General features: G+C 49.2%; 7 protein-coding genes. 1 reads left to right on the top strand and 6 read right to left on the bottom strand.

What is annotated here, in order from left to right; all coding sequences use genetic code 11:
* Positions 1-5: 5 nt before the first annotated feature.
* The 6 genes from HQ48_RS07970 to HQ48_RS09085 all read right to left on the bottom strand — a co-directional run bounded on the left by HQ48_RS07970 (position 6) and on the right by HQ48_RS09085 (position 8,221).
* Positions 6-1,979 (bottom strand): fructose-bisphosphatase class III, encoded by a 1,974-nt coding sequence (locus HQ48_RS07970; protein ID WP_044189723.1) that lies wholly within the window; start codon positions 1,977-1,979, stop codon positions 6-8.
* Positions 1,980-1,993: 14 nt separating this feature from the next.
* A complete protein-coding gene (locus tag HQ48_RS07965) occupies positions 1,994-4,249 on the bottom strand; it encodes a bifunctional (p)ppGpp synthetase/guanosine-3',5'-bis(diphosphate) 3'-pyrophosphohydrolase (protein ID WP_044232995.1) in 2,256 nt (751 codons plus the stop codon).
* A gap of 158 nt (positions 4,250-4,407) precedes the next feature.
* On the bottom strand, positions 4,408-5,598 hold the full coding sequence (kbl, locus tag HQ48_RS07960; protein WP_044232994.1) for a glycine C-acetyltransferase: 1,191 nt from the start codon (positions 5,596-5,598) through the stop codon (positions 4,408-4,410).
* A gap of 85 nt (positions 5,599-5,683) precedes the next feature.
* On the bottom strand, positions 5,684-6,103 hold the full coding sequence (locus HQ48_RS07955) for a DUF5606 domain-containing protein (RefSeq protein ID WP_044232993.1): 420 nt from the start codon (positions 6,101-6,103) through the stop codon (positions 5,684-5,686).
* An 84-nt stretch (positions 6,104-6,187) separates the two neighbouring features.
* Positions 6,188-7,609, bottom strand: coding sequence for a [FeFe] hydrogenase H-cluster radical SAM maturase HydG (gene hydG / locus HQ48_RS07950; RefSeq protein WP_044189715.1), 1,422 nt, complete (start codon positions 7,607-7,609; stop codon positions 6,188-6,190).
* Between the two features lie 225 nt (positions 7,610-7,834).
* On the bottom strand, positions 7,835-8,221 hold the full coding sequence (locus tag HQ48_RS09085; protein WP_052405337.1) for an START-like domain-containing protein: 387 nt from the start codon (positions 8,219-8,221) through the stop codon (positions 7,835-7,837).
* Between the two features lie 1,139 nt (positions 8,222-9,360).
* On the opposite strand from HQ48_RS09085, the gene HQ48_RS07935 reads away from it, so the two are divergent.
* Complete coding sequence (locus HQ48_RS07935) at positions 9,361-12,660, top strand: SusC/RagA family TonB-linked outer membrane protein (protein ID WP_044232989.1); 3,300 nt, start codon at positions 9,361-9,363, stop codon at positions 12,658-12,660.
* The last annotated feature ends 17 nt before the right edge of the window (positions 12,661-12,677 follow it).

Raw genomic sequence — 12,677 nt, 5'->3', positions numbered from 1 at the left:
AAGGCCTAAGCCTTCTCGATCAGTAGGCCGAAGTTGTAAGCATCAAGTAGTTTCTTGAGCTCTTGTACTTGCTCGAGCAGTACCTTCCCCGAGTCTGTATCACGCACAAGCACACGCTGAGCGCTCATCTCTCTCACGACAGAAACGCTCTCGATATCCTCCATCTTTTCAATAGCGTCCTTGGTACTGCTGAATGGTTCGTGCTTGACAAGGTGCAGACCATGGGAGTTGAAGATGAGTGTATAACCTGCTATTCCGGTGCTCGACTGATAGGCACGGCTAAAGCCTCCGTCGATGAGCATCAGCTTACCTCCAGACTGAACGGGAACTTCGCCCTTAACCGCCTTTACGGGTACGTGTCCGTTGATGATGTGCGTGTCGGGGCCTTCTAAACCAAACTCCGCAAGGATAGTTTCGCAGACCTCTTTCTCCGTACGATAGACGTAGTAGTAGCCTTTGTGCTCCTTATGGGTGTCCTTGTCGGCGATGAAGTAGCGCTCCAGCGTCGTCATAGCAGACTTATCAAACAGAGGAGAGTCGGGCCCGCACCATAGATACCACATGAAGTCTTTGGCGTCCTCGTGCTCAGGCGCTGCACTAGAGCTAGGACGAGCGAAGCGAGCGTATTCATCTACACGCTCCATTAGGGCACGTCCAGAGTACATCTTGCCACCAACGTTTACTTTCTTGAAGCCCTTGTTTTTGGTCATTGGGATAGATGCATGGAAGAGGAGGTTGCGGTTGAACGCTAGATACATGCCTCCCTTCTTGTACATGAAGCGAATGTGGGCACGTAGCTTCTCACTATGTTGGAAGGAGTACATTAGGCGCTGTACCACATCAGCCTCTCCCTCTGTGAGCTTGTAGGGGTCGGCAGGGTCTATGGTTGGGAAGTTGCTATCCAGTAGTGGATAGGTTTTGCCGTCTGGCAGGGTGATCGTACCCGCTTCCTTGTTGATCAAGTGTAGCAGATTGCGCCCCTCCATGTGATACTCGGGGTGACGTGCTATGATGTCGGCCTCTAGCTTGAACTGAATAATGGCAATGGCCTTGTGCATCTGGCTGATTAGGTACAACCCCTTGTCATCGAAGGTTTCGCTAGAGTCGCCCGACTTAGGTTTGAACCTCTCACAGGGATCTCCTGAATAGGTTTCCATAGCGAAGCGTGCGAGGGGTAGTAGATTGATCCCATAGCCACTCTCTAGCGTGTTGAGGTTGGCATAGCGCAGGGCTATACGCACCACATTGGCCATACTCGCCGAGTTGCCGACGCAAGCTCCCATCCATAATATATCATGGTTACCCCATTGGATATCTACGTTGTGATACGTAAGCAAACGATCCATGATGATGTGTGCTCCCGGTCCTCGGTCGTAGATGTCGCCTACGATATGTAGGTGATCGATGGCCAGACGCTGTATCGTTTCGGAGAGAGCGATAATAAAATCATCAGCCTGCCCTGTATCTACGATCGACTTAATGATCGCATCAAGGTAGGCTGACTTATTAGGATTTACCCCGTCCTCGTGGAGGAGTTCTTGTAGGATATAGCTGTACTGAGGAGGGAGTGCTTTCTGTACTTTGGATCGGGTGTATTTTTCGCTCACTCTCTGGCAGATCTTGATCAAGCGGTTGAGGGCAACCTCGTACCATTCGCTCATGGCAGGCTCACTCTGATGAATGCGCTCAAGGCTCTCTTTGGGATAATAGATGAGGGTACATAGAGCACGCCTCTCATTCTCTCGGATTTGCCCTCCGAATAGCTCATTGACTTTGCGGCGAATGGTCCCCGAAGCATTCTTGAGGACATGAATAAATGCTTCGTACTCTCCGTGTATATCCGCCAAGAAGTGTTCCGTTCCTTTGGGCAAGTTAAGTATAGCCTGTAGGTTCATGATCTCACTGGCAGCACTCGCTGCGCTGGGGAATTGCTTGGAGAGCAATCTCAGATACCTCAGATCTTTCTCGATATGTTCCATAAAAGTTTACTGAATTATAGTCGTTCTACTTGCTTGACGCCTACTGCGCCTCTAATTTTCTTAATCAAATTGCTGATGCCGTCACGCCCCTCCACATAGAGTACGAAAGATCCTCTGAAGAGCCCATCGGCAGAGTCTATCGAGTAGCTCCGGAGCTTGACCCGACTCTCCTTTTTAATTAGAGATACTACATTGGTCACGACGGCAATATCATCTCGGCCGACAATCTCGATGTTGTATACCTCGGCCTGACCGTCACCACCACTCCAGCGGGCGCATAGGACTCGATGCCCCGTGCGCTCAATCATATCTGGAGCATTGGGGCAGTCCGTTCGGTGAATTTTGATGCCTCTTGAGCTGACGAAACCGAAGATCTGATCTCCATATACTGGCTGGCAGCACTTGGCGAAGCTATACTCCACTCCCGATAAGCCCTGATCAATCACCAAAACATCGTCCGACTTGGCGGAAGACTTGAGGGCTTCTTGATCATCATCAACTAGCCCCGTGAAGTGCTGTGCGCTGATGGCCTGCCCAAGCGGTGCCCCCTCACGCTGTGCTTGCTCGACGGCTTTGAGCTCCTGCTCGTAGTAGTCTAGGAAGGCTTGGGCGTCAAGCCGATCGAGCGTGATGTCACGATAAAAGTCATTGAGCGCCTTGTACCCTCTCTTGACGGTAAGGCGAATGAAAAGCGCTTCGTTCCATGGTAGCTTTCTATTCTTAATACGCCTCTGTATCATCTCTTTGGCCACATCAAGCCCTGCCTCTTCTTCTGCTCGGAGTATCTGACGAATACGATTGCGTGCTCGCTGGCTGACGACAATGGAGAGCCAATCTCGTTTAGGGCTCTGCTGAGGGCTCGTAATTACCTCCACAGAGTCGCCATTGCGTAGCTGATGTTTGATAGATACGTTTTTGCCATTCACTTTGCCAGACACGGTCGAGGCGCCTACTTTGCTGTGAATGGCGAAAGCGAAGTCTAGTATAGTGGCTCCTTTGGGGAGCTTGAGTACCTCGCCTTTTGGGGTGAAGACGTAGATCTCTTGAGCCTTGAGCGTCATCATAGACGACTCAAGGATCGCTCGCTTGTCGTCGGTTTGGTCGTGTTCTCGCACAGCCTCCAGCGTTTCTCGTACCGAAGCGAGAAATTCGTCTAGCCCTCCCTCGCTCTTGATGCCTTTGTAGCGCCAATGCGCCGCTACACCTTGCTCGGCAATGGCGTCCATGCGCTTGGTGCGTATCTGTACCTCAACCCATTTGTTGTCTGGCCCCATCACAGTGGTGTGCAAGCTCTCGTACCCGTTGCTCTTAGGTATGGAAATCCAGTCCTTGAGGCGCTCGGGATTGGGGCGATAGAGATCCGTAACAATCGAGTAAACCTGCCAGCATGCCTGACGCTCCTTTTGCTCGGGTACATCTAGAATGATGCGTATGGCGAATAGGTCGTATATATCCTCGAAGTTTTGTTTGCGGAGCTTATTGTGGATAGAGCTGATGCTCTTGACTCGCCCTTTCATTTCGTAGGGGACGTCGAGAGCCTTGTCGAGTTGTTTCTTGAGCGGATCTACGAAACTGCTGATGTAGGCATCGCGAGCTGTTTTGGTTTCGCCGAGCTTGCGCTTGATGAAGTCGAAAGTCTTGGGATCCCTATACTTGAGGCATAGGTCCTCCATCTCGCCTTTGATGGTGTATAGGCCTAGGCGATGTGCTATGGGCGAGTAGAGGAAAGAAATCTCTACAGCTAGAGTGACACGATCCTCCTCTTGGTAGAGCCACTTGGCATGGCGTAGACGATAGAGCCTATCGGCAATGATAAGGAGGACTACTCTGATGTCCTCGGCCATGGAGAGCAGCAGGTTGTGGAAGTTCTCACTGCTGATAGACTCTCGTCTGAGGTATAGTTCCGAGGCTCGTGAGAGCAACTGCAAGAGGCGCAGAGGTTGAGATCCGAATGCTTGCTCAAACTGCCGATCGTCTATATACCCCTCGACTACGGGGCGGAAGAAGAGTAAGGCTACCAGTGAGTCTGCATCTAGATGAAGCTCTTGCCCTGCTATCGTCGCAACCTCTAGGAGGAGCTGTAGGGCGGATATATGTTCGTCGATAGTCGTACCACGAGCATGCTGTATGCCTCCCGTGGAGTATGCCTCCCGTAGCCAGTCATACCCAAGGCGCATCGTATCCCTATCGGTATAGGTTCGCAGCGTACCTACTAGGTAGCGCATACTACGATATATACGTGCTCTACTATCTATTTTCTTTTCCTTCATCTCTACACAAGATCTATAGCCTAAGGATAAAACAAGGCTCAAACAAATTTCGGAGAAATCTATGAGATATGCAACCAAACAAAAGACAGAGCGAACCCCAGATCCTGTAACTCTTGTACAGAACCTAGAGATCGCTCTCTACAATATTAATGTACGTCCTATTTGATGACGCCTAGCTCACGGCCAACCTTAATGAAGGCGGCGATCGCATGATCTAGGTGCTTGCGGTCGTGTGCTGCCGAGAGCTGTACACGGATGCGTGCCTCACCCTTGGGTACTACTGGATAGTAGAAGCCCGTCACATAGATACCCTCCTTGAGCAGTCGTGCTGCATACTCTTGGCTGAGCTTGGCATCGTAGAGCATCACGGCACAGATCGCACTTTGGGTAGGCTTGATGTCGAAGCCTGCCTCGAGCATCTTGTCACGGAAGTAGCAGACATTATCCATCAGCTTGGTGTGTAGCTCATCACTCTCCTTGAGCATACGGAAGACCTCTAGCCCAGCACCGACTACTGCGGGAGGGATTGAGTTGGAGAATAGGTAGGGGCGAGAGCGCTGACGGAGCATATCGATAATCTCCTTGGGCCCTGTGGTGAAGCCACCGATACCACCGCCGAAGGCCTTACCTAGCGTACCTGTGTGTATGTCGATGCGGCCATAGCAGTCGAACTGCTCAGCCACGCCACGACCCGTAGAGCCAACCACACCAGCCGAGTGGCATTCGTCTACCATAACCAGAGCATCGTACTTCTCGGCAAGGTCGCAGATCTTGTCCATAGGAGCTACGTTGCCGTCCATGGAGAAGACGCCATCGGTAACGATGATACGGAACCGTGCCGACTGCGCCTCCTGTAGCACACGCTCTAGGTCTGCCATATCCGCATTGGCATAGCGGTAGCGCTGAGCCTTACATAGGCGTACCCCATCAATGATCGAGGCATGATTGAGAGCATCACTGATGATCGCATCTTCTGGGCCAAAGAGTGGCTCGAAAACTCCTCCGTTGGCATCGAAGCAAGCTGCATAGAGAATGGTATCCTCTGTCTTGAAGTACTCGGAGATTGCACGCTCCAGTTCCTTGTGGATATCTTGAGTGCCGCAGATGAAGCGCACGGAGCTCATACCGAAGCCGTGGCTATCCATAGCTGCTTTGGCAGCTGCCACGAGTCGTGGGTGATCGGATAGACCGAGGTAGTTGTTGGCACAGAAGTTCACAACCTCTTGCCCGTCACCTACCTTGATGTCTGCGCTCTGTGGAGTGATGATGATGCGTTCTTTCTTGTACAGTCCAGCCTCCTCGATAGCCTTGAGCTCGTCTTGGAGGTACTTCTTCATTCCTTGAAACATGATGATCGGTATTAAATATGACTAATGAAGAAAGCCCCAAACGAAGTACTTGCACTTACGTTTGAGGCTTGCCTAGTTATTTCATTTATTCTTCTGTAGTGGTGGTAGCTTCTTGCTCCTCTTCGAAGCTCGTGAAGCCTGCTGCAACCAGCACATTGTACCAAGTGAAGAGTTTCTTGATGTCGGAGGGGTAGACACGCTCACGATCGAAGTTCTCAATCACCTGACCGAATAGCTCGGCTAGGGCTTCGTTGCTTTTGAGTGCAGCCAAGTCGATGGCCTTACCTTGCTGATGAGCATAGAGTTTGGTGAGCACCTCGCTTAGGGCAATGTCTTCGTCTTGAGTAAACATTGTGATATCTCCCAACGAAACGACACGGTCTTTGGCGTGTACGGGAGAGCGACGTCCGTCTATAAGTGACTCCACAATCAGCGTATTCTTCCCTTGGCTAAGCAGGCGAAAGAGCCCAGACTTACCAGAGATAGAGAGAATAGTTTTAAGCATTTCTAATTCTATATTTTGATAATGTATCGCAAATATAGGCTATTTTCCATAATCTGTATGGTGCCAAGGGGATAAATACCTTGGCTAGAAGCGGAAGTCCCGCTTGCCTTTTTTGATTTCCTCAATGTTGCTCAAGGTACGCTGGCGGATACGCTCGCTTGGTATGTAGCGCATCTCTTGCTCGATCAGTCTAGGTGCGTGCTGGCGTGTCGTGTCGCTAGCATAGTCCTCTAGATACTCGTGCAGGGTCATCAGGGCATTTGCCGCACAGATATTGGCGATCTGACCGCTTTTGGCCAGAGCCATAAACCTGTCGCCCGTGCGTCCCTCTCGGTAGCAGGCTGTACAGAAACTTGGTATATAGCCCAGCTCCATGAGCCAAGCCACTATTTCGTCCAGAGTACGTGTGTCGCTTAGCTCAAACTGGGCGGAGCTCTTGTCTGGGTCTTCGTGGTGGGCGTAGCCTCCTACGCTCGTGCGTGAGCCTCCGCTGATTTGGGATACGCCCAACTCCAGCACACGCTCACGCGACTTCTGGCTCTCTCGTGTGGATACAATCATACCAGCGTATGGTAGAGCGATGCGCAGGACAGCCACGATGTGGGCAAACGTGTCATCATCTATGGCATTGCTAAACTGATTGGCATCTACACCATCGGCAGGACAAATACGGGGTACGCTGACCGTGTGTGGCCCTACGCCAAACCTCGCTTCTAGATGCTCGGCATGCATCAGCATACCAACGAAGTCGTACTTGTAAGTATTCAGGCCGAATAGGACACCTAGTCCCACATCATCTATGCCTCCCTGCATCGCACGGTCCATAGCCTCGGTATGGTAGGCGTAGTCGCTCTTGGGACCCGTAGGGTGGAGTGCCTCGTAGCTTGGGCGATGGTAGGTCTCTTGGAATAGAATATAGGTGCCGATGCCGGCCTCGTGTAGCTTGCGGTAGTTCTCGACTGTCGTGGCAGCTATATTGACGTTCACTCGGCGGATAGCTCCGTTTTTGTGCTTAATACTATATATAGTACGTATGGACTCGAGGATATAGTCGATTGAGTTCATCGTAGGGTGCTCGCCAGCCTCTAGGGCTAGTCGTTTGTGCCCCATATTTTGTAGGGCGATAACCTCTCGCTCTATCTCTTCTTGGCTGAGCTTCTTCCTCGGTATGGTTCTATTCTTGACGTGATATGGGCAGTACACGCAGCCATTGATGCAGTAGTTGGAGAGATAGAGAGGGGCGAACATCACGATGCGGTTGCCATAGATGCGGTGCTTGATGGCCTTGGCGATAGCATAGATGCGGGCCTTGAGCTCTGGATCTCTGCACTCGAGTAGCAGTGCAGCCTCTCGGTGCGAGAGCCCCTTGCCCTCGGCAGATTTGTCTATGATGTCGGATATAAGTGCAGCGTTATCTCTATTCTGCTCTGCATAAGCCAATGTGTCTAGTATTTCGTCGTGGCAGATGAATTCGTCTGCCTTGGGGGAATCTACCTTATAGTTCATTATTGCCTTAAAGAAAACCGTTTGTCTATATAACACGCTAGTACCGATTTTGCTCTAAGGTAATAAAGATTTTTGCGGTAGAGGATTTTTGTGTGAGTGGGTAGCAACCCCGATAGCTAAGCAAACTAATTACTCTCTCTAGCTTTATATAGACTGAGCCGACCGGTGGAGGCTCGGCCTATCTCTCTTCTTGTTGGTTAGGGTTTTGGTACTCTTGGGCATTTCTTAGATTTGGCTTAGACCCATTACCCGCCTTAGCCTTCCGATCTGCACTTCCCAGATCTCCACAGTACTCTCTAGATCTCCGTCTTCGCAGAAGTCTGTGATGACGAGTGTCTTATCTCCAGTTAGCTCCGTAGCAACGATTTTGAGCTCGAAGTAGGCATCTTCACCAATCCAATCATATCTAATTTGTCGTCCCGTCTCTACGACATGGATATATGCCTCGTCTACATCTCCTGCTCCCCACACGAAGCGTACCCGATCTCCTCGTATCGACACCTGCCCCGTAATCCAATCTCGAAGACCATTTTCGGTGCTAATCCTTCGCCAAAGACGATCAACCGAGACATTCTCAAATGTGTATTCTAGTTGAAACTCCTTTTTAGTCATAAGCCCAAATAGGTGTTTAGATGATTAAACTTGCCCTAAAATTATCTTTTTTCGTTCTAAAAAACAAACTATTGGCTTGTTTTTTGTGCATTCTGCCTATCATTATGAAAATTTCGGAGCTAATTACTCCCCCGTATGCCCTGCTGCAACGTGCGTATAGCCCAAGAGGTCTGTCCTCTTTTTAGGGTAACAAAAATTTAGACTTTCGATGATGTTTGAGGGGGTAGGGTAGTAGGCCTTCGGTTACTTAGGCGAAAAATGGCAAACCTCGTATTTGGCGCCTAGGAGGCTCTACACGGCGTCCGACCTTGTTTACGCACTCTACCTCTAGCCGCAAGGAGATTGTCCTTAGAAATGGGTTTTTGTAATCTGCTTATAGCCATTTGTTTAAGTGTGTTTTGTAGGCGGATTTATCTTGCGAAGGCTGATTTTGTGGAGATTCTTCCCATCAATCCTACCGAATTGGTGGACATATCCGTGCGACTTAGTCCTCCAATCTCCAANAAGGCTGATTTTGTGGAGATTCTTCCCATCAATCCTACCGAATTGGTGGACATATCCGTGCGACTTAGTCCTCCAATCTCCAAAGATCTTCCCATCAATTTTCTCAAGCCGCTGCAAGAATCTTAGTAAACTTAGCTTAGTTCTATGAAATTCCTTTGGAAAGGATTTGCGTTCTTTAACAAAAGTTTAGAGTGTCGCTCTGCATAGAGCTACCTTTGGTTGGCTTCCAATGGCATGAGCTATCAGCTACTTTGCGCCAAGATATGGCGTGTTGGCGGGGTGTTCTGAACGATTGCTCCTGTCGATTGATGCCCTATTCAGATCTTGTTATTTTATTATATGGCTCTATTTTGCTGGGTATTGATTAAATTCCTCCTAGAATGTTTGTTTGATTTAATTTTATTATTGTACATTTGCTTCCGTATAGAAGAGTTCTTATTCTTGATGTACAGAGCCTTATAAGCCATTCGGAGCGACCTCAATCTTAAAAAAGAGAAGATGCCACTGGGGCAATCCCTTGAATCGTGTTTTCGTTCCTTGTCTAGTCATTGAGATACTCTTTTATGTGTTTGAAGATTTATATGAAACTGTGGCTGTCAATCAAATGATCGTTTAAATATCTAAAACCCAGATTTATGAGAAAGTACTTACTCCTCTTGGCTTTGCTCCCTATCATGGTAGCCATAGCTTCAGCCCAGCAGCGTGTTGTGGCGGGAGAGGTAATCTCCAAAGCAGATGGCTTGCCCATTATAGGTGCTGCGATAGTCGTCAAGGGAGATAAATCCATCGGTACTGTTACCGATTTGGACGGGAAATTTAAGCTCTCAATTCCTCTCTCCACCAAGACTTTGATCGTATCCTATATAGGCCTCAAGACTATGGAAGTGCCAGTTGTGGAAGATTATCTCAAGATAGAGATGCAAGAAGATGCACAAGTGCTACAAGATGTCGTCGTAGTAGGTATGACTAAGGTCGATAAACGGCTATTCACGGGTGCATCAACCAAGGTTTCTGGGGACAAAAGTAAGATGGACGGTATGGCCGATGCCACCAGAGCCCTAGAAGGGAAAGCAGCAGGCGTATCGGTGCAGAATGTGTCAGGTACTTTTGGCTCGGCACCCAAGATCCGGGTACGTGGAGCTACCTCTATTTATGGAGCGTCTAAGCCTCTGTGGGTAGTCGATGGTGTGGTGATGGACGATGTGGTAGATGTAGATGCCGATGCCTTGGCTAGCGGAGATGCCACCACACTTATCAGTTCTGCTATTGCAGGGCTCAATCCCGACGACATCGAGAGCTTCCAAGTGCTCAAAGATGGGTCTGCAACCTCGATCTATGGCGCGAGGGCTATGGCAGGCGTAATAGCTGTGACAACCAAGAAGGGACGCTCGGGTGTAAGCAAAATCTCCTATACGGGAGAGTATACCTATCGCCTCAAACCAAGTTATCGAGACTTCAACATCATGAACTCTCAGCAGCAGATGGGAGTGTACCGAGAGATGGAGGAGAAAGGCTGGATGCTCAATGCCGATGTATCCAATGCTCCTAGCAGTGGGATCTATGGTAAGATGTGGCAACTCGTCAATAGAGGAGAGCTTGAGAACACAGAGCAAGCACGTAACGCCTTCTTGAGGCAGGGGGAGTATCGCAATACGGATTGGTTTGATCTGCTCTTCAACCACAACGTCATGAATAACCACTCGGTGAGCGTGACCTCGGGTACCGATAAAATCTCATACTATGCCTCGATGTCGGCTCTCGTAGATCCGGGGTGGACAGAGCAAAGCAAGGTCAATCGCTATACAGCCAACCTTAATACTACCTATAAGATTGCAGGTAACCTCTCACTCAATTTGCTTGCCAACGCTGCTTTGCGTACGCAGACAGCCCCCGGGACTCTAAGCCAAAATACCAATCCTGTAACAGGCGAGGTTAGTCGGGACTTTGATATCAATCCATATTCATTTTCTCTCAATACCTCTCGAGTGCTAGACCCAATGGAGAACTATGTGCGTAGCTTCGCTCCATTCAATATATTCAGAGAGCTAGACAACAATTATCTTAGGCTCAAGGTACTCGATCTTAAGTTTCAGGGAGAGATGAAGTGGTCGCCCATACGTGGCCTAGAGCTTAGTGTGCTGGGAGATATCAAGCACTCGGGCTCCAATAATGAGCACACGATCACAGAGATGTCCAACCAAGCCATGGCACAGAGAGCTATGGAAACGACTACTATACGAGATGCCAACTCATACCTCTATCGAGATCCGGACAATATCTATGCAGATCCTATCTCGGTACTGCCCGTAGGGGGGATTCTCAACAAGACTTCGTATAGCCTACTGGCTTGGGACTTCCGAACTAGTGCATCGTTTAATAGAGAGTTTGGCAGCGGCATCCTCAACCTTTTTGGGGGGATTGAGATCAACACCATAGACCGACATGCCACGGAGGATCACTCGGTAGGCGTACTATTTAATAAAGGGAATATCCAGCACTTCGATCCTCTGTACTTCAAACGTATGAGAGAGGAGGCAGGACAATACACTGGCATCAGAGATAGCTACTACCGCAATGTCGCATTCTTTGTCAATACTACCTATAACTATCGGGGTAAATACACTGTCAATGGGACGCTTCGCTACGAAGGGACGAATAAAATGGGGCGTAGCACCTCCGCCCGTTGGCTCCCTACTTGGAATCTATCAGGATCGTGGCACGTAGAGCAAGAGAAGTTTTTTGCGCCATTGCGCTCGGCTATCCCCAGCCTAACGCTCAAAGGGTCTTATTCGCTTACGGCAGACAAGGGGCCTTCTTTCGTAACAAACTCCACCATTATCATTCGTAGCCTCACGCCATGGCGCTCCGAGGGATCTCAGCAAGAGTCTGGCTTCTTTATAGAATCCCCCGAGAATAGTGAACTGACCTACGAAAAGAAGCATGAGCTTAACTTTGGTCTTGATGTTGCGCTTCTCAAAAACCGCCTCAACCTCTCACTGGATTGGTACAATAGGCGGAATTTTGATTTGATTGGCCCTACCAATACGATGGGTATTGGCGGGCATAACATTAAGTTTGGTAATGTCGCCTCTATGCACTCAAACGGCCTCGAGATATCTATCAGCTCGACGAACTATAAGAGTCAAGACTTCAAATGGATTACCGACTTTGTCTATACGCACACTCGTAATAAGGTAACTTATCTTGACAATCACAGCCGAGTGATCGACCTGATCACGGGGAGTGGGTTTGCCCGTCAGGGATATCCAGTACGAGCTATATTCTCAATTCCTTTTATGGGTTTGGATTCATACGGATTGCCAACCTTCGCCACGCCAGAGGGAGGTGTTACATCGACAGAAATTAACTTCCAAGAACGCGAGCGCATAGACTATCTTAAGTATGAAGGATCGGCTGACCCTACCGATTTTGGCTCTCTAGGCAATACGTTGGTCTACAAGAACTGGAGGCTCAACGCCTTTTTGACCTATTCTTTCGGCAATGTCGTACGTCTGGATCCAGTCTTCCATAGCGAATACAATGACTTGTCGTCCATGCCTAGGGAGTTTGAGAATAGGTGGGTGCAGCCGGGAGATGAGCAGAGGACAGATATCCCAGTCATTGCCTCCCTCTTACAAGCCTACGAAACCACCAATATACGATATGCCTACAATGCGTTCAACTACTCCGATAGACGCATTGCACGAGGTGACTTTATCCGCCTCAAAGAGGTTTCTCTAGCCTATGATTTCCCTAAGTCGTGGGTCAAGAAACTCTCGATCGCAGACCTTAGCCTCAAGCTACAAGCCTCCAATTTGTTGCTACTCTACTCCGATGCCAAGCTCAATGGTCAGGATCCCGAGTTCTTCAATACGGGCGGTGTAGCCACTCCTCTCCCCAGACAAATAACGATGACACTTCGTGTCGGCATCTAGCAACTCAATAAAATATG

The sequence above is a fragment of the Porphyromonas sp. COT-290 OH3588 genome (assembly GCF_000769075.1).
Lineage (GTDB): Bacteria > Bacteroidota > Bacteroidia > Bacteroidales > Porphyromonadaceae > Porphyromonas.
The sequence above is the reverse complement of the archived record's forward strand: the minus strand, read 5'-3'. Positions and strand labels throughout refer to the sequence as shown.

Bases quoted from the DNA above. Each gene is read 5' to 3' on its own strand.
- HQ48_RS07970 (WP_044189723.1), bottom strand. From the start codon at position 1,979: ATGGAACATATCGAGAAAGATCTGAGGTATCTGAGATTGCTCTCCAAG.
- kbl (WP_044232994.1), bottom strand. From the start codon at position 5,598: ATGTTTCAAGGAATGAAGAAGTACCTCCAAGACGAGCTCAAGGCTATC.
- HQ48_RS07935 (WP_044232989.1), top strand. From the start codon at position 9,361: ATGAGAAAGTACTTACTCCTCTTGGCTTTGCTCCCTATCATGGTAGCC.
- hydG (WP_044189715.1), bottom strand. From the start codon at position 7,609: ATGAACTATAAGGTAGATTCCCCCAAGGCAGACGAATTCATCTGCCAC.
- HQ48_RS07965 (WP_044232995.1), bottom strand. From the start codon at position 4,249: ATGAAGGAAAAGAAAATAGATAGTAGAGCACGTATATATCGTAGTATG.
- HQ48_RS09085 (WP_052405337.1), bottom strand. From the start codon at position 8,221: ATGACTAAAAAGGAGTTTCAACTAGAATACACATTTGAGAATGTCTCG.
- HQ48_RS07955 (WP_044232993.1), bottom strand. From the start codon at position 6,103: ATGCTTAAAACTATTCTCTCTATCTCTGGTAAGTCTGGGCTCTTTCGC.